The sequence below is a fragment of the Mammaliicoccus sp. P-M59 genome, from assembly GCF_022386135.1.
GTDB lineage: Bacteria > Bacillota > Bacilli > Staphylococcales > Staphylococcaceae > Mammaliicoccus > Mammaliicoccus sciuri_A.
In genome coordinates, this window is sequence record NZ_JAJNJJ010000001.1 from 128,663 (window position 1) to 150,860 (window position 22,198).

A 22,198-nucleotide genomic window follows, 5' to 3' on the forward strand; every position below is an offset into this window, starting at 1 on the left:
GCTTGATATTTTACAGTAGAGTTGTATAATTGAATTATCTTAAATGAATATACAAATTTAGAGGACATGACGTCTATAAAGCATTCACAGAGAGTCTCATTGAGCTGAAATTGAGATAATGCAATATAAATAGTTACTCCCTCAATACATGATGTGTTAATCCACATTCGGCTCAAGACCGTTATCTTATGTAGAGTTATCGTGCTTATTTGTTAAGTACGTTAATGAGGGTGGTACCGCGAGAGATTTCGTCCCTTTGGATGAGGTCTCTTTTTTGTGTTCTTTAATAAAAAAGAGGAGGAAGTCGTTATGAGTGAGATAAATATTAAGTTTCCGGACGGTAATGTAAAAGGGTTTGAGCAAGGCACAACTACTGAAGAAATCGCTCAATCTATTAGCCCAGGTTTAAGAAAGAAAGCTGTAGCTGGTAAATTTAATGGTCAGTTAGTAGATTTAACAAGACCTTTAGAAAATGATGGAGAAATTGAAATCGTTACACCAGGAAGCGATGAAGCTTTAGAAGTGTTAAGACATTCAACTGCACATTTAATGGCACAAGCTTTACAAAGATTATACGGAGATGTGAAGTTTGGCGTAGGTCCTGTAATCGAAGGTGGTTTCTACTACGATGTAGATACAGAACATAAAATTTCTAGTGACGACTTTGAAACTATCGAAAAAGAAATGAAACAAATTGTGAATGAAAACTTTAAAATTGAACGTAAAGTTGTAAGTCGCGATGAAGCGAAAGCATTCTTTAAAAATGATGAGTATAAATTAGAGTTGATCGATGCTATTCCTGAAGACGAAAACGTAACACTTTATTCTCAAGGTGAATTTACAGATTTATGTCGAGGCGTACATGTTCCTTCAACTTCAAAAATTAAAGAATTTAAATTGTTATCTACTGCAGGTGCTTATTGGAGAGGTGACTCAAACAATAAGATGTTGCAACGTATATACGGAACAGCATTCTTTGATAAAAAGGAATTAAAAGCATACTTGAAAGTATTAGAAGAAAGAAAAGAACGTGATCACCGTAAAATCGGTAGAGAACTAGAATTATTTACTACTAACCAAGATGTTGGTGCTGGATTACCTTTATGGTTACCAAATGGTGCGACAATTAGACGTGAATTAGAGCGTTATATTGTAGATAAAGAAGTCGCAATGGGGTATGACCATGTGTATACACCAATTATGGCTAATGTAGATTTCTACAAGAGATCTGGACATTGGGATCACTATCACGAAGATATGTTCCCACCAATGGATTTAGGTAATGAAGAACTTGTGCTTAGACCTATGAACTGTCCACATCACATGATGATTTATAAAAATAGTCGTCATTCATATAGAGAGTTACCAATTCGTATAGCTGAATTAGGTATGATGCATAGATATGAGGCAAGTGGAGCAGTATCTGGTCTACAACGTGTTAGAGGTATGACTTTAAATGACGCACATATCTTTGTTCGTCCAGACCAAATTAAAGAAGAATTTAAACGTGTTGTTAACATGATTCTTGATGTGTATAAAGATTTCGGTTTCGAGGATTACAAATTCAGATTAAGTTATCGCGATCCAGAAGATAAAGAAAAATACTTCGATGATGACGAAATGTGGAATAAAGCACAAGCGGTTCTTAAAGAAGTAATCGATGAAATGGCATTACCATACGAAGAAGCAATCGGTGAAGCGGCATTCTATGGCCCTAAATTAGACGTTCAAGTTAAAACAGCAATGGGTAAAGAAGAAACACTTTCTACTGCTCAATTAGATTTCTTATTACCACAAAAATTTGATTTAACTTATATCGGTAATGATGGTGAAGAACATCGTCCAGTTGTTATTCATAGAGGCGTAATTTCTACTATGGAAAGATTTACTGCATTCTTAATAGAAGAAACTAAAGGTGCATTCCCACTTTGGTTAGCACCAAAACAAGTGGAAATTATACCTGTAAATGTTGACTTACATTACGATTATGCAAGAGCATTAAACGATGAATTAAAATCTCAAGGTGTGCGTGTTCATATTGACGACCGTAACGAAAAAATGGGATATAAAATTCGTGAAGCTCAAATGAAAAAAATACCGTACCAAATAGTAGTCGGTGATAAAGAAGTAGAAAACCAAGAAGTAAATGTACGTCAATACGGATCTAAAGATTCAAAAACAGTTGAAAAAGACGAATTCATCTGGAATATTGTGGATGAAATTCGACTAAAAAAGTAATATCCTATTGAAATTTCTGGAATCATCGGGTATAGTTTTAATAGTGAAATTTAATTAAATATTCCTCAGTAATGAGTTAGAGGTTGCGATGTTCAAGAGTAATTATTCAGAAGCGAAATGGCGCGTATGTTGAAATAATGAAAGGGTGCATCGCCGAAACGAATCATATCCATAATATGATTTGTTGGGTCAGTGTTTAATAGATACTGGACTGTCACACTAAGTGATGTGCTACCAATTTGTATGGAATGTTCATATATCGGTCGCATATCTCTTGAGATATGCGACTTTTTTAGTGGCTCGATTGTAGAATGGAGAAAGGAAATAGCAATGAATCAAGAAAAATCAACGAACAATATTCAAAGGAAACTCAAAGATAGACATATCTCTATGATAGCCATCGGTGGTTGTATTGGTACTGGTTTATTTATGACTTCTGGCGGAGCGATTAGAGATGCTGGACCGGGTGGTGCATTACTAGCATATGCAATAGTTGGCTTGATGGTCTTCTTCCTTATGACATCATTAGGAGAAATGGCGACTTATTTACCAGTCTCAGGTTCTTTTAGTACTTACGCAACTCGATTTGTCGATCCTTCACTAGGATTTGCATTGGGATGGAACTATTGGTTTAACTGGGTTATTACAGTTGCAGCTGATATTACAATTGCATCTCAAGTTGTGAGTTACTGGGAACCATTAGAAATCATTCCATCATGGTTATGGAGTATCATTTTTATGGTTATCATATTTGGCCTTAATGCACTTTCAGTTAGAGTATACGGGGAAAGTGAATACTGGTTTGCATTTATTAAAGTAGCTACAGTAATTATTTTCATTGGTGTAGGTTTATTAACGATATTTGGTTTACTAGGTGGCGAATACTTAGGATTCGATAACTTTGTAGCAGGTGATGCACCATTCTTAGGTGACTCGAACGTTAATACATTCTTACTTGTATTAGGTGTATTCTTAGTTGCAGGATTCTCATTCCAAGGTACCGAGTTAATTGGTATTACAGCTGGAGAATCTGAAAATCCTGAAAGAGCAGTTCCTAAAGCGATTAAACAAGTATTCTGGAGAATTTTATTATTTTACATTTTAGCAATCTTTGTAATTGGTATGATTATTCCTTATACAAATCCAAACTTAATGGGTGGAGACGAAATTGCGAAATCACCATTTACACTAGTATTTGAGAATGCAGGTTTAGCATTTGCTGCTTCATTTATGAATGCTGTTATTTTAACTTCAGTATTATCAGCAGGTAACTCTGGTATGTACGCTTCAGTTAGAATGCTATTCTCAATGAGTAAAGATAAATTAGCATCACCAGTATTTTCAAAAACAAATAAATCAGGTGTTCCATACACAGCATTATTTGCAACAGCAGTAGTTGTTATACTTATATTTGCAATTGAGCATTTAAGTGGTGGCGCATACGAATATATTATCGCTGCTTCAGGTATGACAGGCTTTATTGCTTGGTTAGGAATCGCAATCAGCCATTATAGATTTAGAAGAGCATTTGATCTACAAGATTATGATAAGACTAAATTAAAATATAAAGCTAAATGGTTCCCATTTGGTCCATTGTTTGCATTTGCTTTATGTGCGATTGTAATTGTAGGACAAGATGTTGATTTCATCCAAACTGGTGAATTCGAACCAAGAAGATTCTTTATTACTTATATGGGTATTCCTGTATTTTTAGCGTTTTATATTTTCCATAAACTAAAATATAGAACTAAAATGATTCCACTTGATAAAGTTGACTTAAGTCAAGATGTGGATATGAAAGAATTTGAAAAGAATATTAAATAAACATTGACATAAGGGTTTATAATTGGTAAGATAAGTTTTGTTGAATACGAAACGGACCAAGTAGAAGCATACCCGCTTCTCACCTGTAGTGACGCGTAAAGCAGTTAGCAGGTACAATAAACCTTTAAAGTTTATGGATGAGAACGGGTGCATTATGCATTCGTTCTTTTTTTCTTGGACGACTTCGTAAAATTCTAGGAGGTGTCAACCATAGCTAAAGATCAGACTCAAGTTAACGACAAAATTCGTGCAAAAGAACTTCGCCTTATTGGCCAAGATGGTGAGCAAATTGGTGTTAAATCTAAATATGAAGCCCTTGAAATGGCTGAACGAGTAGATTTAGATGTTGTAATCGTAGCGCCTAATGCTAAACCACCTGTTGCAAGAATTATGGATTACGGTAAATACAAATTCGAACAGCAGAAGAAAGAAAAAGAAATGCGTAAGAAACAAAAAGTAGTCAATGTTAAAGAAATTCGATTAAGTCCAACTATCGAAGAACATGACTTCGAAACTAAATTGAAACATGCTCAAAAATTCTTATCTAAAGAAGATAAAGTTAAAGTATCTATTAGATTTAGAGGTCGTGCGATCACGCATAAAGAAATTGGTCAACGTGTGTTAGAACGCTTTGCAGAATCTTGTAAAGACATAGCAACAGTTGAACAAAGACCTAAAATGGAAGGGCGTTCAATGTTCTTAATGTTAGCGCCAATTTCAAACGACAAATAAACCGAAATTATAGGAGGAAATCTCAATGCCTAAAATGAAAACTCATCGTGGAGCAGCAAAACGTGTTAAAAGAACTGGTTCAGGTCAATTAAAACGTTCTAGAGCGTTCACTTCACACTTATTCGCAAACAAATCTACAAAAGCAAAACGTAAATTGCGTAAAGCTTCATTAGTTTCTAAATCAGATACTAAACGAGTTAAACAAATGTTAACGTACGTAAAATAATAAACATAGCGGACTAATGGTCCATTTTAAGGAGGAATTATCATGCCACGTGTTAAAGGTGGAACAGTGACGAGAGCTCGTCGTAAAAAAGTTTTAAAATTATCTAAAGGTTACTTTGGTTCAAAACATACATTATATAAAGTTGCTAAGCAACAAGTTATGAAATCTGGTAACTACGCTTACCGTGACCGTCGTCAGAAAAAACGTGAATTCCGTAAATTATGGATTGCACGTATTAATGCAGCAGCTCGTCAAAACGACATCAGCTATAGCCGTTTAATGAATGGTCTTAAAGTAGCTGGTATTGAAATTAACCGTAAAATGCTTTCTGAAATCGCTATTTCAGACGAAAAAGCATTTGCTGAATTAGCTACTAAAGCTAAAGACGCTTTAGCTAAATAATTGCATTTCATTGTTGTATAAGCTGTCAATAAAGTTATTAACTTTATTGATGGCTTTTTTTATGAAATAATATAGTAGAAAGTGCGTCTTCTTTACGCTTCAAATTCGCTTTGATAAAATAGTGTAGAAATAAGAATAAGGAGTTTATTATGTCTAAATTTGATGAAATGATTACAGTAGTACCACGTAAATTAATATTTAAAGACGAAGCTTATCAATTTGATGGGTTTAAATCTATTCAAGATGAAGAAACTAAATATATTTATGAAACAATTAGTCAATTTGAAACAAAACGTCGTGGTGATATGGAAGAAGATCCTTCATATAAACAACTCATTTCATATTGTATATTAGAAAATGAGGACGACGAAGTACTTGTATATGAAAGGTTAACTGGTGGTGGCGAAAGTCGATTACATGGTTTAAGTTCAATAGGAGTAGGCGGACATATGAATGATGTTCCTGAAGCTGTGACAGTTGAAGAGGTAATCAGAGAGAATGCTGCAAGAGAACTTGAAGAAGAAGTTGGTTTAAATAAACAAGATGTAGCAAACATGGAGTTAATTGGATTTATAAATGATGATCAAGATGAAGTAGGTAAAGTTCATATTGGTGTTGTTTTTAAATTAAAAGTTAATAAATCTAGCGTTGAAGCAGTCGAAACAGATACATTAAAAATTAAGTGGGCTGATCAAACAGAATTGTTGAATCATAAGAATTATGAAACATGGAGTAGTCTAATTATAGATGGTATATACAGAAGAGGTGAGTAACCTTGAGTGATATTATTCCATTTCCAAAATTAAAAAAACAACTGGTTAACAATATTAATCTTGCGATTCGAAATGAACAATTTGATGAAGCGTATGAATTGTTTGAAACATACGAGCAACATTTTGAGATGGATGATGACTTATCAATAAAGAAATGTGAAGTCTTAAAATCTTGCGGTTACTATCTTGAATTGCGAGAAGAAGCGAGTATATTGCTGAATCAAGGTCATCCATTCTATGACAAAATAGTCATTTATTTTGTAGAAAGTTTATACTTTTTAGAACAATATCAAACAGTAGTTGAAATTATTAATCAAATTAAAGATGAAAATATCGAACACGCTACGAGAATGGCATTGCTACCTATTCAAGATATGGCTAAAGAAAAGTTGAACCAAAGGCAATTGAAAGCTTCAGAGGTATTGAGAACATTTCAAGAAACACAATTTGAAGAACAAATTAATCTACTTATAGATTTAATTGATCATCACTTAGGTATATTTAATTTAACTTTAGCTCAAATTATTGAGAATGAAGTATTACATCCTAATGTGCAAAGTTTAATATTAGAATATTTAAGATTAAGTGAATGGTCAGCTGAAGTTAAATTCAATAAAATAGATGAGAATATTACTGTTATACCGACTGAATTACCTGGTATAGAAAGAACAAATTTTACACAAAATATCATTCCTAAAGTAATTGATCAACTTGAAATTGATAGTCCTTCATCTATAGAGTTAGCTAAAAGTTTATTAAACCAACATGCCATTATTATGTATCCAATTACACTAAATGATATAAATGATGATGTTTTAGTTGCATGTTACTTGAAACTTTTATCAGAACGTTTTAATATAGACGCTAACTACGAAAGTGTGACTCAACAAGATTGGGACATATTCATTGAAGTCATTCAAAAATTGCAATGAATATAAACACTATAGTTGAAACATTAGAAAGCTATGTTATAATTAAAGAGTTGAAAATTTATAAAATTAGGATAATCACGGAGGTTTTTATTCATGACAGCAACATGGGAAAAGAAAGAAGGTAACCAAGGTTTATTAACTGTTACGGTTCCTAAAGAAGAAGTAGATAAAGGATTAGACAAAGCATTCAAAAAAGTTGTTAAACAAATTAATGTACCTGGTTTCCGTAAAGGTAAAATGCCAAGACCATTATTTGAACAAAGATTTGGTGTTGAATCATTATACCAAGATGCTTTAGATTTCATTTTACCTGAAGCATATGGTAATGCAGTAGAAGAGGCAGAAATCAACCCAGTTGATCGTCCAGAAATCGACGTTACACAAATGGAAAAAGGTAAAGAACTTATCTTTGAAGCAACTGTAACTGTTGAACCAGAAGTTGAATTAGGAGACTATAAAGGTCTTTCAATCGAGAAACAAGATCGTGAAGTAACTGACGAAGAATTCAATCAAGCAATTGAAGATGCAGTAAGCCGTCAAGCTGAATTAACAGTTAAAGAAGGCGAAATCGCTGAAGGAGACGTTGTTAACATTAACTTTGATGGTTATGTTGATGGTGAAGCTTTCGAAGGTGGTCAAGCAGAAGGTTATGATCTTGAAATTGGTTCTGGATCATTCATCCCTGGATTTGAAGAACAATTAATCGGTCTTAAAGCTAACGATAGCAAAGATGTTGTTGTCACATTCCCAGAAGAATACCACGCTGAAGAATTAGCTGGTAAAGAAGCTACTTTCAAATGTGAAGTTAACGAAGTGAAATCTAAAGAAATTCCAGAATTAGATGACGAGTTAGCACAAGAACTTGATGAATCAGTTAGCACAGTTGATGAATATAAAGAAAAATTACGTAAAGACTTAGAAGAAGCTAAAGTTAATCAAGCAGAAGCAACTGAAAAAGAAGAAGCTATTACAAAAGCTACTGACAATGCAAAAGTTGATATTCCAGAAGCTATGATTAATACAGAATTAGATCGTATGATGCAAGAATTTGAACAACGTATTTCTCAACAAGGTTTAAACCTTGAGTTATACTATCAATTCTCAGGTCAATCAGAAGAAGAACTTAAAGCACAAATGAAAGAAGATGCTGAAAAACGCGTTAAAACTAATTTAACTTTAAGAGCTATTGCTGATGCAGAGAATATCGAAGTATCTGATGCAGATGTTGAAGCTGAATTCGCTAAAATGAGCGAACAATTTGGATTATCTGTTGAAGATATTAAAGCAACATTAGGTAATAACGATATTTTAGTTAATGACCTTAAAATCCAAAAAGTTATCGATTTATTAGTAGCTGAATCAGCTGGAGAATAATAATTATTCGGTATTAAAGTAACTATAGTAGCAGAATATTTCTGCTACTATTCTTTTTTAGTCCGTTTAATTTGAAAAAGTAAAAAACATTTAGTATAGTCTAAAAAGAATAGGGGTGTAAAAATGTTTAAATTTAACGATGGTGAAGAAAACTTAAAATGTTCTTTTTGTGGTAAAGAACAGGATCAAGTTAAAAAACTTGTTGCTGGTAGTGGCGTATATATTTGTAATGAATGTATAGAATTGTGTTCTGAAATTGTAGAGGAAGAATTAAAGTCACAAGAACCAGAACAGTTTACTGATGTTCCTACACCTAAAGAAATTATGGAACAATTAAATGATTATGTTATTGGTCAAGAAAATGCAAAAAAATCATTAGCTGTAGCTGTTTATAATCATTATAAACGTGTACAACAACCTTCTGAAAGTGAAGATGGTGTTGAATTACAGAAAAGTAATATTGCATTAATCGGACCTACTGGTAGTGGTAAAACATTGCTTGCACAAACGTTAGCTAAATCATTAAATGTACCATTTGCAATTGCAGATGCAACAAGTTTAACTGAAGCAGGTTACGTTGGTGAAGACGTTGAAAATATATTATTAAGATTAATCCAAGCAGCAGATTTCGATGTTGAAAGTGCTGAAAAAGGTATCATTTACGTGGATGAAATTGATAAGATTGCACGTAAATCAGAGAATACGTCAATTACACGTGACGTATCTGGTGAAGGTGTACAACAAGCGTTACTTAAGATCTTAGAAGGTACGACAGCAAGTGTACCGCCACAAGGTGGAAGAAAGCATCCAAACCAAGAGTTTATTCAAATAGATACAACAAATATTCTATTTATCCTTGGTGGTGCCTTTGATGGTATTGATGAAGTTATTAAACGTAGACTTGGTGAAAAAGTTATCGGCTTTAGTAGTTCAGGTGATGAAATTAGTGACGAAGAATCATTATTATCACAAATTAGACCTGAAGATTTACAGGCTTATGGTTTAATTCCTGAATTTATTGGTAGAATTCCAATTGTAGCTAACCTTGAAACATTAGATGTTGATGCATTGAAAAATATTTTAACGCAACCTAAGAATGCGTTAGTTAAACAATATACTAAGATGCTTGAATTAGATGATGTTGAACTAAAATTTGATGAACAAGCACTTACGGCTATTAGTGAATTAGCAATAGAACGTAAAACAGGTGCACGTGGACTTCGTTCAATTATTGAAGAAGCTTTAATCGATATTATGTTTGATATTCCATCTAGCTCTGATGTAAGTAAAGTAGTTATTACTGAAGATACAATTAGAGATCATAAATTACCAAACTTATATGATAGTGAAGGTAATTTAATCAATGATGAAAAAACATCAGCATAATCACATATGATTATAAAGGCTGAGACATGTTATTAACTGTCTCAGCCTTCTTTAATGTTTAAAAGTGATTTGATAGACCTATCGTTACTGTGTTTAAAATATAAGTAAGATAAGATATAATAAAAGAAACAAACTTGTAGGAGAAAACGATGAAAATTAATCCGAATAATGTAGATATTATAATCAGTGCAGTAGATCCAAAACAATATCCTGAGACTGGTTTGCCAGAAATAGCACTTAGCGGACGTTCAAATGTTGGGAAATCAACATTTATCAATACGTTAATTTCAAGAAAAAAAGTGGCAAGAACGTCATCGAAACCAGGTAAGACACAGACATTAAACTTCTTTAATATCGATGAGCAACTTATCTTTGTAGATGTGCCAGGTTATGGATATGCTAAAGTTAGTAAAAAGCAAAGAGAACAGTTTGGTAAGATGATTGAACAGTACTTAACAACTAGAGAAGCATTAAGATGTGTAATTCAATTAGTTGATATTAGACATAAACCGACTCAAGATGATGTGTTGATGTATAACTATCTGAAACATTTTGAAATACCAACTATCGTCATTGCGACTAAAGAGGATAAAATTCCTAAAGGTAAAGTACAAAAGCATTTAAAAATCATTAGACAAACCTTAGAATTAGATCCTGAAGATAAATTGATTAGTTACTCATCTTTAAATAAAGATAAGACAGACAATATTTGGGCATTATTGTCACAATTTATTTAAACAAATTACTCACATTTCTAGATTAGAAATGTTATAATTTAGACATTGGACATAAATTAATGGGGGCGTTAGAAGTGCATGTTGTTGTAGTAAGCGTAAACTATAAGACTGCAGATGTTGCAATGCGTGAAAAACTAGCTTTTAATGATCAAGAAATTGAGAATGCGCTTGTAACACTAAACAATCAAAAATCTATATTAGAATGTGTAATCTTATCGACTTGTAATAGAACTGAAGTATATGCTGTTGTAGATCAAATTCACACTGGTAAATATTATATTCAGTCATTTTTAGCAGATTGGTTTGATCAATCTTTAGATACAATTAAACATTATACGAACGTTTTAACTGAGAATGATGCAGTGGAACATTTATTCAGAGTGACTTCAGGATTAGATTCTATGGTTCTAGGAGAGACTCAAATTCTAGGTCAAATGAAAGACGCATTTCAAATTGCTCAAACAGAGGTTACAACTGGAACAATGTTTAACCGTCTATTTAAACAAGCAATTACTTTAGCTAAGCGTGCGCATCATGAGACTGATATTGCGTCAAATGCTGTTTCAGTATCTTATGCAGCTGTCGAATTATCTAAAAAAGTTTTAGGTAAATTAGATAATAAGAAAGCATTAATCATTGGTGCAGGGGAAATGGCTGAGTTAGCAGTTGCGAATTTAAATGGTAGTGGCGTTAAAGACATCACTGTTTTAAACCGTACAGTAGCTAAAGCAGAATCTCTTGCAATGCAATATAAAGGCGTAGCGAAAAGCATCAATGAATTACAATGTTCATTAATGGAAGCTGATATTGTGATCAGTTCTACTAGTGCTGAACATTATGTATTAACTAAAGATATGATGCGTGATGTAGAGCGTTTTAGAAGAAATAAACCGTTAGTATTAATTGATATTGCGGTACCTAGAGATATAGACCCAGGTGTAAATGATTTAGATTCAATGTTTAATTATGACGTGGATGATTTAAACGGACTTGTTGATGCTAATTTAGCTGAACGTGAACAAGCAGCACGTGAAATTGAATTATTAATTGCTAAAGAAATTGATAAACACGATGAATGGGTAAATATGTTAGGTGTTGTGCCAATTATTACGGCATTAAGAGACAAAGCATCACATATACAACAAGATACAATGATGAGTGTTGAAAGAAAGCTTCCTGATATGACTGACAGAGAGCGTAAAGTTATTTCTAAACACATGAAGAGTATCGTCAATCAACTATTAAAAGATCCGATTACACAAGCAAAAGAATTATCAACGGACAAAAAATCAAAAGAAAAATTAGAATTATTCCAAGAAATCTTCAATATCTCAAGTGAAGTTGAGCGAATAAATGAAACTAAGAAAGAATTAAAGCAAGATCAATTGTCTCCTAAAACAGTTGAATCTTAATACAAAATAATGGTGATGCTATGCAAGATGTAATTTCTGTACGTTTGCATGAAATAGTATTAATTATTTACATGATTTGTTTAGGGTGCTATTTTTATGACTTTATTCAAAAGAATTCTAAAGTTAGAAAGTTTGGGTATTATGCGCTAGGGATTGTTTGGATTTTTCAAACAATCTTTTTGTGCATGTATATTGTCACAACGAAACAATTCCCTGTACTGACAATTTTTGAAGGATTCTATTTTTATACATGGATGATTATCACTGTTTCATTAGTTTTAAATTATTTTAAATCCACAGATTTAACAGTCTTTATTATCAATTTGATTGGATTTGTATTTTTAGTTATTCATACATTTAGACCAGAACAGTATGACACAGAAAATACTGCTGCAAATATAATGAATGAATTACTTTTAATACATATTTCTTTAGCTATTTTAAGCTATGTTCTTTTTGCATTGAGTACATCACATGCAATTTTGTATTTGTTACAAAGAAAAAATTTAAAAGAGAAAAAATTTAATCAAAAGTTCTTTAGAATGGGCAGTATTGATCAATTAGAACAAAATGTATTCAGATTTACATTAGTAGGATTTTTAGTCTTATTAATTAGTTTAATACTTGGCATTCAATGGGGACTTATTATAATTGGTAGTGAAATTTGGATTGATAGTAAAGTAGTCGGTTCCTTAATTGTCTTACTACTTTATGGTATTTATTTGTTTTTAAGAGTGAGAAAATCAATCAACACAAAAACGTTAGTTATAGCAAATATTATGATGTTTCTCGTGTGTATGATAAATTATTTGGTGGTCTCAAAATTTTCAGGATTTCATCAATGGTTTAACTAAACAATGGTGGAGGAAATTATGCGTAAAATTATTGTAGGTTCTAGAAAAAGTAAATTAGCTATGACGCAGAGTCAGCAATTTATAGATAAATTAAAAGAAAAACACCCAGATTTAGATATTGAAATTAAAGAAATCGTTACGAAAGGTGACAAGATTGTTGATGTTCAATTATCTAAAGTCGGTGGTAAAGGATTATTCGTTAAGGAAATACAACAAGCATTATTCAATCATGAAATTGACTTTGCTATTCATTCCTTAAAAGATGTTCCAAGTGAATTACCTGATGAATTAACACTAGGATGTATTCCAGAACGTGAAAATCCATTTGATGCATATATCGCAAATAACCATGTTAAACTTGCGGATTTGAAACCAGGTAGTATCGTTGGTACAAGTTCATTAAGACGTGGTGCACAATTATTAGCAAAATATCCTCATTTAGAAATTAAGTGGATTCGTGGAAATATTGACACACGCTTAAATAAATTAGAAACTGAAGACTTCGATGCGATTATACTTGCTGCAGCTGGATTAAAACGTATGGGCTGGAGTGATGATATCGTTACTGAATATTTACAAGAAGATACGATGGTACCTGCTATAGGACAAGGTGCACTAGGTATCGAATGTAGAAGTGATGATCAAGAATTATTAGATATTCTTAAATCAGTTCATGATGAGAATGTAGAAACATGTGTAACATGTGAAAGAACTTTCTTAAATGAAATGGATGGTAGTTGTAAAGTGCCAATAGCTGGTTACGCAACACTTGAAAAAGATGAAATTTCATTTACAGGTTTAATCATGTCTCCAGATGGTAAAGAAAGATATGAATCAACAATAAAAGGAACTGACCCTGTTGAAATAGGTAAACAAGTTTCTGAAGAACTAAAAGCACAAGGTGCATATGAAATCATTAAGAAATTGAACGAAGAAGCATAATAAGGAGTCGTTAACATGAAGCCAATCATTGTGGTTACAAGTACAAGAACTGTTCAACGTGAAGATGTCGAAATTCGTCATTATCCGTTTATTGATATTGTTCCTATCAAATTTGAACAATCTTGTTTAAAACCGCACTATGATTGGCTTATTTTTACGTCTGTAAATGCGATTAAAATATTTGAACCATATTTAAATCAAATAGAAGTCGATCGTATTGCTGTTATCGGTACAAAAACTAAAAAAATAGCAGATCAGTTCAATATCCCAGTAGATTTAATGCCAGATTCATTTACTCAAGAAGGTTTATTACAAGAATTTAAAGATCAATTCACAAATCAATCTATATTAATTCCATGTAGTAAACAAGCTAGAGATAAACTGGCGAAAGAACTTATGAAATGGGATAATCAAGTACAAGTACTGCATCTTTATGAACCTGTTACAAATTTAGAAAATGTTAGAAAAGTACATGAACTGATACAACAGCAAGAAGTAACGCATGTTACTTTTTCAAGTTCATCTGCTGTTTCTAGTTATTTTGATAACTATCATCGAATTCCAGACTCAGTCGAAGTTTATGCAATTGGTGCGATAACAGAGCGAAAGTTAAATACATATCATCAACCTTCTAAAGTAGCAGAAGAATATACATTAGAAGGCATGATAAATACAATTTTGAAAGAGGTAAAATCATGAAATTTGATAGACATAGAAGACTTAGATCATCTCAAGTAATGAGAAATATGGTGAAAGAAACGTATGTTCATAAATCAGATTTAATATATCCGATTTTTGTAATTGAAGAAGATAATATTAAAAACGAAATATCTTCAATGCCAGGTATTTATCAATTAAGTTTAAACTTATTAGAACAAGAGCTTAAAGAAGCTTATGATTTAGGCATTAGAGGTGTTATGTTCTTTGGTATACCTAATGAGAAAGATGCTTGTGGAACAGGTGCTTTTATTGATGATGGTATTATACAAAAAGCAACACGATTATCTAAAAGTAAATTCCCAGATATGTTAGTTGTAGCGGATACGTGTTTATGTGAATATACAGACCACGGACATTGTGGTGTAATAAACGAAGAAACAAAAGATGTAGATAACGATCAATCATTAGAATTACTTGTAAAAACAGCTGTATCACAAGCTAAAGCTGGTGCAGATATTATTGCGCCAAGTAATATGATGGACGGATTTGTTGCTGAAATTAGAGAAGGATTAGATCAAGCAGGGTTTATAAATATTCCTATTATGAGTTATGGTATTAAATACGCATCTAGCTTCTATGGCCCATTCAGAGAAGCAGCAGAAGGGGCACCTTCATTTGGTGATCGTAAGACTTATCAAATGGATCCAAGTAATCGATTAGAAGCATTCAGAGAATTAGAAAGTGATATTAAAGAAGGTTGCGACATGATGATTGTTAAACCAGCACTAAGCTATTTAGATATCATTAGAGATGTTCGTAATCGCTCAGACTTACCAATTGTTGCATATAATGTAAGTGGAGAATACAGTATGACAAAAGCAGCTGCATTAAATGGCTGGATTGATGAAGAAAAAATTGTGATGGAACAAATGACGTCAATGAAACGTGCTGGCGCTGACATGATTATTACTTATTTTGCTAAAGATATTTGTAAATATTTAGATGGAGGAGACTACTAATATGAGATATGAACGTTCAATAAATGCCTATGATGAAGCTGTAAATTTAATGCCAGGTGGCGTAAATAGTCCAGTACGTGCTTTTAAATCAGTAGATACACCACCGATTTTTATGGACCACGGACAAGGATCTAAAATTTATGATGTAGATGGTAATGAATATATTGATTATGTGTTAAGTTGGGGACCGTTAATTCTAGGTCATACACATGAAAAAGTAAAAGCTGCATTACATGAAGCAGTTGATAAAGGAACTTCATTCGGTGCATCAACTGAACTTGAAAATAAAATGGCTAAACTTGTTATTGAACGTGTGCCATCTATTGAAATGGTAAGAATGGTTTCTTCAGGTACTGAAGCGACATTAGCCGCATTACGTCTTGCTAGAGGATACACTGGCAGAAATAAAATATTGAAATTTGAAGGATGCTATCACGGACATAGTGATTCATTATTAATTAAAGCAGGTTCTGGCGTCGCAACTTTAGGTTTGCCAGATTCTCCTGGTGTACCAGAAGGCACAGCTAAAAACACTGTAACTGTACCATATAACGATATTGAAGCAGTGAAAGTTGCGTTTGAACACTTTGGTGAAGATATTGCAGGTGTTATTGTTGAACCAGTTGCTGGTAACATGGGCGTTGTCCCACCTGTTGAAGGCTTCTTAGAAGGTTTACGTGATATTACGAAAGAATACGGTTCATTACTTATTTTTGATGAAGTCATGACTGGATTTAGAGTTGGCTATAACTGTGCACAAGGTTACTTTGGTGTGACACCTGATTTAACTTGTTTAGGTAAAGTTATAGGTGGCGGACTACCAGTTGGCGCATTCGGTGGTAAGAGAGAAATTATGGAAGAAATAGCACCAGTCGGTAATGTATATCAAGCTGGTACACTTTCAGGTAACCCATTAGCAATGACAAGTGGTTACGCAACACTAAGTGAATTAACTGAAGAAAGCTATCAATATTTTAACGAACTTGGAGATTTACTTGAAAAAGGTCTTAAAGAAGTATTTGCGAAACACGCTGTACCGATTACGGTTAATCGAGCAGGTTCAATGATCGGTTATTTCTTAAATGAAGGACCTGTAACTAATTTTGAAGAAGCAAATTCTTCAGATTTAGAACTATTCAGCAAAATGTATAGAGAAATGGCTCAAGAGGGCGTATTTTTACCACCTTCACAATTTGAAGGTACATTCCTATCTACTGCTCATACTAAAGAAGATATTGAAAAAACAATTCAAGCTTTTGACACAGCATTAGAAAGAATTACAAACGAATAAAACTTACCTCAAAATACAGAAACATAAATGATATAATCTTTTTGAGGTGTTAATCATGAATAGAAATAAATGGAACATTGTATTTGTATGCTTGTTAGCCATTATACTTGGTTTTGTGTTACAAAGTATTCACATGATATTACCGTGGATGTTTGGACCTATATTTGCGAGTTTAATAATGATTAAAGTATTAAAACGTACGATTAAATGGCCAGTATGGTTAGGTAATATCGGTTTACTTATTTTAGGGATACAAATGGGCTCAACATTTACGCCTACTGTCCTTCATGATATTAAAGATGAATGGCTACAAATAATATTAATGTCAGTATTTATTTTATTACTTGCATTAATTGTGTCTATAGCATTTAGAAAAATTGCAAATGTTACATTCGAAACAGCATTATTAAGTGCAATTCCAGGTGCTTTAAGTCAGATGGTTATAATGGCAGAAGAAAATAAAAAAGCAGATTTATTAATCGTTACATTGACTCAAACATCTCGAATCATGTTTGTCGTCATATTAGTTCCAATTATTTCATCTATTTATGGTAATGATGGTACGGCGTCAGGACAAATTGAAAAAGCGCCATCTATATTTAGAGCGCTAGATATCTCAGGACTATTTGTGATACTAATGAGTATCCTCGCCTTATTCTATATATTCTATAAAATTAAAGTACCTGTACCTCAGTTACTAGCACCGATATTTGTTTTATTAGTATGGAATTTATATACCGGGCAAATCTTCTCGTTAGATTATCCGATCATTGTCGTTGCACAAGTATTATTTGGCATAAGAATAGGTGTTCAAATATCTGATTTGATTAATAATTTAACGAAAAAGACGATATTTGCTATCGCATTTCAAAATGTATCACTGATTATTGGTGCATTTGTACTAGTTTTTGTATTTGAGATATTTATAGACGACAATATAAACGACTTATTCTTAAGTGCAGCACCTGGTGGTATGGCTCAAATCATCGTTGTAGCATTAGAAACTGGTGGAGATGTTGCGATGATATCAAGTTATCACATATTTAGGATATTCTTTATTCTGTTGATCGTTGCACCATTAATTAAAATATTCTTAACAGTTAGATCTAGAAAATATGGAAATTAAAATGAATCAATATTGACTTATATGGATTCTGCTTATATTATTAAAGTAATCGAATATTTATCAAGGAAGAGTAAATCATTGATTAATGATAGAGAGTGCATGGTTGGTGTAAATGCATATTAATGATGATTGAAGGTAGCCTTAAATTGAACGTTAATTGAAACTAAGTAGGTTAATGCGTGTGCGAGCGATAATCGTTAGAGTGCAATATAAGTGATTATATTGAATTTAGGTGGTACCACGGTTTAACCCGTCCTATTTATTAGGACGGGTTTTTTATATTATAAAGGGAGTGATTTTAATGGAAATGGAACCTAAGTATAACCCTAAAAAGGTTGAAGAAGGCCGTTATCAATTTTGGTTAGATCATAATTATTTTAAGCCAAGTGAAAATAAAGAAAAGGAAACATACACAATTGTTATTCCACCACCAAACGTAACAGGGAAGTTGCATTTAGGTCATGCATGGGATACAACTTTACAAGATATTTTAACAAGAATGAAAAGAATGCAAGGCTATGACACATTGTATTTACCTGGTATGGACCATGCAGGTATTGCGACTCAAGCTAAAGTTGAAGGTAAATTAAGAGAACAAGGTTTATCAAGACATGATTTAGGAAGAGAAAAATTCCTTGAGCATGCTTGGTCATGGAAAGAAGAATATGCTGACTTTATTAGAGCTCAATGGGCTAAATTAGGTTTAGGATTAGACTATAGTCGTGAACGTTTTACGTTAGATGAAGGTTTATCTCAAGCAGTTAAAAAAGTGTTTGTTGATATGTATAACAAAGGTCTTATCTATCGTGGTGAAAGAATTATTAACTGGGATCCACAAACTAAAACAGCTATTTCTGATATTGAAGTTATTCACGAAGATATTACAGGTCATTTCTATCATATTAAATATCCTTTTAAAGACGGTGAAGGTGCAATTGAAATTGCAACAACACGTCCTGAAACGATGTTAGGTGATACAGCAATCGTTGTTAACCCAAATGATGATCGTTACAAACATTTAATTGGTAAATCCGTTATCTTACCGATTATTGGCCGTGAATTACCGATTATTGGTGATGACTATGTTGATATTGAATTCGGTAGTGGTGCAATGAAAGTTACACCAGCTCATGACCCTAATGACTTCGAAATTGGTGAAAGACATCAACTTGAAAAAATTAATGTAATGAATGAAGACGGTACGATGAATGAGCTTGCAGGTAAATATAATGGTTTAGATCGTTTTGAATGCCGTAAACAATTAATCGAAGACTTAAAAGAAACTGGCGAATTAATCAAAATAGAAGAACATGTTCATTCTGTTGGACACTCAGAAAGAAGTGGCGCAGTAGTTGAACCTTATTTATCTACACAATGGTTTGTTAAAATGGAGCCATTAGCTAAACAAGCATTAGACAATCAAGATACAGATGGTCGTATTAATTTTGTACCAGAACGTTTTGAAGGCACATTCAATAGATGGATGGAAAACATTCGTGACTGGACAATTTCAAGACAATTATGGTGGGGTCATCAAATTCCAGCATGGTACCATAATGAAACAGGTGAAACATACGTTGGTGAAGAACCTCCAGCAGATATCGAGAATTGGACTCAAGATGAAGATGTTCTAGATACATGGTTTAGTTCTGCATTATGGCCATTCTCAACATTAGGTTGGCCAGATGAAAACAATGAAGATTTCAAACGTTACTATCCAACTAATACGTTAGTAACAGGTTATGATATTATTTTCTTCTGGGTATCAAGAATGATTTTCCAAGGATTAGAATTTACAGGTAAAAAGCCGTTCAATGACGTTTTACTACACGGTTTAGTAAGAGCTGAAGATGGCCGTAAAATGAGTAAATCACTTGGTAACGGTGTTGACCCAATGGATGTAATAGATGAATATGGTGCAGATAGTTTAAGATACTTCTTAGCTACTGGTTCATCTCCAGGTCATGACTTACGTTATTCTACTGAAAAAGTTGAAGCGGTATGGAACTTTATCAATAAAATTTGGAATGCGTCTCGTTTCAGCATTATGAATATCGGTGAAGATTTTAAATTTGAAGATATAGATTTATCTGGTGAAAAATCTGTTGCAGATGAATGGATCCTTACACGATTAAATGAAACGATTGCGAACGTTACGGATTTAAGTGATAAATATGAATTTGGTGAAGTTGGCCGTGTATTATATAACTTTATTTGGGATGAATTCTGTGATTGGTATATCGAAATGAGTAAAATACCAATGAATGGTGATGACGAAGCTAAAAAACAAATGACACGTTCAGTACTAGCTTATACGTTAGACCAAACAATGCGTATGCTTCATCCATTAATGCCATTCGTAACAGAACATATTTGGCAAGCATTACCACATGAAGGCGAAACAATTATTCAAGCTTCATGGCCAGAAGTAAGACCAGAATTATCAAATGAAAATAGTAAAGTATCTATGCAACTATTAGTTGAAATCATTAAATCTGTAAGACAAGCACGTCGTGAAGTGAATACACCAATGTCTAAAGAAGTACCAATTCACATTGAAGCTAAAGATGAAACAGTGAAAAAACAACTCTTAGACAATAAAGATTATTTAATGCGTTTCTGTAATCCAAGTGAGTTAGTGATTGATACGAAAGTTGATATTCCAGAAAAAGCGATGACTGAAGTTGTATTTGGTGCAACAGTTGTATTACCTTTAGAAGGTTTAATTGACATGGATAAAGAAATAGAAAGACTTGAACAAGAACTTCAAAAATGGCAAAAAGAATTAGATCGTGTTAATAAAAAATTAAGCAATGAAAAATTCGTTGCAAATGCACCTGAAAAGATTATTAACGAAGAAAAAGATAAAAAAGTTAATTATCAAGAAAAATATGATGGTGTATTAGCAAGAATTGAACAACTGAAAGGCTAGGAAATCTTATGAATTATTTAGATAGTTTACACTGGATACATGAACGCACGAAGTTCGGTATTAAACCAGGCGTTAAAAGAATGAAGTGGATGCTCGACAAATTAGGTAATCCTGAAGAAAAGATTCAAGCAGTTCACGTAGTCGGTACAAATGGTAAAGGTTCAACTGTCAGTTATTTAAGAGAAGCCCTAGTAGCTAATAACTATGAAATCGGCACTTTCACATCGCCATATATTGTCACTTTCAATGAAAGAATCAGTATTAATGGAACACCAATTACAGATGATGAATTAGTTGAGTTAGTTCAGATTGTTAAACCAATATCTGAACGACTTGAATCTGAAACTGATTTAGGTCCTGCTACTGAATTTGAAATCATTACATTAATGATGTTTGTATATTTTGGTACAGTACATCCTGTAGATTTTGTTATCATTGAAGCGGGATTAGGTGCTTTAAATGATTCAACGAATGTATTTCAACCAATAATGACGGTGTTAACAAGTATCGGTTTAGATCATACGAATATTTTAGGAGATACGTATATGGATATTGCAAGAGAAAAAGCTGGTGTCATTAAACCAAGTGTACCTCTTGTATATGCGATTAAGCCTAAAGATGCGTTACATTTCGTTAGAGAAGTAGTTGAGAAAAATTACAATAAAGGTCTAGAACTTGATCGCGATTTTCATGTACTATCAGATGATACTGAATTTACGTATCGATATGGTAGTTATGAATTAGAAAACATTCAACTCAAAATGATAGGTCAACATCAGCATGAAAATGCTGCACTAGCGATCACAACACTTATTGAAATGTATCAAAGAGGTATGATTCAATTAAACTTTAATACAATGATTGATGCGATAGAACATACAACATGGTCAGGTCGAATTGAAAAAGTTCAAGAAGAACCACTTATTTTAATAGACGGTGCCCATAATAGAGAAAGTATTGATGCGTTAGTAGATACATTAAAACAATACTATTCAGACAAAAAAATCGATGTGTTGTTTGCAGCGATAGATGGTAAGCCAATAGGGAAAATGATGAATAGCATAGAAGAAATAGCCAATAGATTTTATGTAACAACATTTGATTTTCCAAAAGCATTACCAATAGATGCAGTATACGATTATTTAGAGCACCACCATATTGAAAAAGTTCAAGACTATCCTCAATTTATTGAACAATACGATGGAGAATTACTCGTTGTAACAGGAAGTTTATACTTTATTAGTGAAGTAAGAAAATTATTTAAAGATTAATATAAAATGCCGTTAAAGTCATTGACTTTGACGGCATTTTTTTATGGGCATGCACGAACAAAATCGT

The 22,198-nt window shown here is 32.9% G+C and carries 19 protein-coding genes, 1 riboswitch and 2 other annotated features; all 19 genes read left to right on the forward strand.

Going from position 1 to position 22,198, the window contains the following annotated elements:
• The first annotated feature begins 309 nt into the window (after positions 1–309).
• The 19 genes from thrS to LQ617_RS00705 all read left to right on the forward strand — a co-directional run bounded on the left by thrS (position 310) and on the right by LQ617_RS00705 (position 22,131).
• Positions 310–2,238 carry a threonine--tRNA ligase gene (thrS, locus tag LQ617_RS00615; protein ID WP_037588475.1) on the forward strand — a complete coding sequence of 643 codons (1,929 nt, stop codon included), beginning with the start codon at positions 310–312 and terminating at the stop codon, positions 2,236–2,238.
• Positions 2,239–2,307: 69 nt separating this feature from the next.
• Positions 2,308–2,480: riboswitch (Lysine riboswitch) on the forward strand.
• A gap of 88 nt (positions 2,481–2,568) precedes the next feature.
• Positions 2,569–4,062: an amino acid permease gene (locus LQ617_RS00620; RefSeq protein WP_159315695.1), complete on the forward strand. Its 1,494-nt coding sequence runs from the start codon at positions 2,569–2,571 to the stop codon at positions 4,060–4,062.
• A 52-nt stretch (positions 4,063–4,114) separates the two neighbouring features.
• Positions 4,115–4,240, forward strand: a sequence feature (ribosomal protein L20 leader region).
• 23 nt (positions 4,241–4,263) lie between these two features.
• Positions 4,264–4,794, forward strand: a complete 531-nt coding sequence (gene infC, locus LQ617_RS00625) for a translation initiation factor IF-3 (protein ID WP_025904295.1) — start codon at positions 4,264–4,266, stop codon at positions 4,792–4,794.
• Positions 4,795–4,819: 25 nt separating this feature from the next.
• On the forward strand, positions 4,820–5,020 hold the full coding sequence (gene rpmI / locus LQ617_RS00630) for a 50S ribosomal protein L35 (protein ID WP_016910907.1): 201 nt from the start codon (positions 4,820–4,822) through the stop codon (positions 5,018–5,020).
• Positions 5,021–5,062: 42 nt separating this feature from the next.
• Entirely contained in the window at positions 5,063–5,422 is a 360-nt protein-coding gene (rplT, locus tag LQ617_RS00635; protein WP_025904294.1) for a 50S ribosomal protein L20, read from the forward strand.
• 149 nt (positions 5,423–5,571) lie between these two features.
• Positions 5,572–6,195, forward strand: coding sequence for an NUDIX domain-containing protein (locus LQ617_RS00640; RefSeq protein WP_025904293.1), 624 nt, complete (start codon positions 5,572–5,574; stop codon positions 6,193–6,195).
• Between the two features lie 2 nt (positions 6,196–6,197).
• The gene (locus LQ617_RS00645; protein ID WP_239739201.1) at positions 6,198–7,127 is read left to right on the forward strand and encodes a hypothetical protein; all 930 of its coding nucleotides are present in this window, start codon (positions 6,198–6,200) and stop codon (positions 7,125–7,127) included.
• Between the two features lie 93 nt (positions 7,128–7,220).
• Positions 7,221–8,501, forward strand: coding sequence for a trigger factor (gene tig, locus LQ617_RS00650; protein ID WP_025904291.1), 1,281 nt, complete (start codon positions 7,221–7,223; stop codon positions 8,499–8,501).
• A gap of 123 nt (positions 8,502–8,624) precedes the next feature.
• Positions 8,625–9,887: an ATP-dependent Clp protease ATP-binding subunit ClpX gene (gene clpX, locus LQ617_RS00655; protein ID WP_239739203.1), complete on the forward strand. Its 1,263-nt coding sequence runs from the start codon at positions 8,625–8,627 to the stop codon at positions 9,885–9,887.
• Positions 9,888–10,036: 149 nt separating this feature from the next.
• Entirely contained in the window at positions 10,037–10,624 is a 588-nt protein-coding gene (gene yihA, locus LQ617_RS00660; protein WP_025904289.1) for a ribosome biogenesis GTP-binding protein YihA/YsxC, read from the forward strand.
• 74 nt (positions 10,625–10,698) lie between these two features.
• Positions 10,699–12,036 (forward strand): glutamyl-tRNA reductase, encoded by a 1,338-nt coding sequence (hemA, locus tag LQ617_RS00665; protein ID WP_204173691.1) that lies wholly within the window; start codon positions 10,699–10,701, stop codon positions 12,034–12,036.
• A 20-nt stretch (positions 12,037–12,056) separates the two neighbouring features.
• Positions 12,057–12,890: a cytochrome C assembly family protein gene (locus LQ617_RS00670; RefSeq protein ID WP_037588464.1), complete on the forward strand. Its 834-nt coding sequence runs from the start codon at positions 12,057–12,059 to the stop codon at positions 12,888–12,890.
• An 18-nt stretch (positions 12,891–12,908) separates the two neighbouring features.
• Positions 12,909–13,832, forward strand: a complete 924-nt coding sequence (hemC, locus tag LQ617_RS00675; RefSeq protein WP_159315549.1) for a hydroxymethylbilane synthase — start codon at positions 12,909–12,911, stop codon at positions 13,830–13,832.
• 15 nt (positions 13,833–13,847) lie between these two features.
• Positions 13,848–14,531 carry a uroporphyrinogen-III synthase gene (locus LQ617_RS00680; protein WP_204170156.1) on the forward strand — a complete coding sequence of 228 codons (684 nt, stop codon included), beginning with the start codon at positions 13,848–13,850 and terminating at the stop codon, positions 14,529–14,531.
• Positions 14,528–15,511: a porphobilinogen synthase gene (gene hemB / locus LQ617_RS00685; protein WP_025904284.1), complete on the forward strand. Its 984-nt coding sequence runs from the start codon at positions 14,528–14,530 to the stop codon at positions 15,509–15,511. Before LQ617_RS00680 ends, hemB begins: the two co-directional genes overlap by 4 nt.
• Position 15,512: 1 nt before the next feature.
• Positions 15,513–16,802 (forward strand): glutamate-1-semialdehyde 2,1-aminomutase, encoded by a 1,290-nt coding sequence (hemL, locus tag LQ617_RS00690; protein WP_037588456.1) that lies wholly within the window; start codon positions 15,513–15,515, stop codon positions 16,800–16,802.
• Between the two features lie 55 nt (positions 16,803–16,857).
• Positions 16,858–17,928 (forward strand): AbrB family transcriptional regulator, encoded by a 1,071-nt coding sequence (locus LQ617_RS00695; protein ID WP_239739205.1) that lies wholly within the window; start codon positions 16,858–16,860, stop codon positions 17,926–17,928.
• A gap of 48 nt (positions 17,929–17,976) precedes the next feature.
• Positions 17,977–18,189: a binding site (T-box leader), on the forward strand.
• Positions 18,190–18,229: 40 nt separating this feature from the next.
• The gene (locus LQ617_RS00700) at positions 18,230–20,860 is read left to right on the forward strand and encodes a valine--tRNA ligase (protein WP_239739217.1); all 2,631 of its coding nucleotides are present in this window, start codon (positions 18,230–18,232) and stop codon (positions 20,858–20,860) included.
• A gap of 8 nt (positions 20,861–20,868) precedes the next feature.
• Positions 20,869–22,131, forward strand: a complete 1,263-nt coding sequence (locus LQ617_RS00705) for a bifunctional folylpolyglutamate synthase/dihydrofolate synthase (protein ID WP_126477556.1) — start codon at positions 20,869–20,871, stop codon at positions 22,129–22,131.
• Positions 22,132–22,198 lie beyond the last annotated feature (67 nt).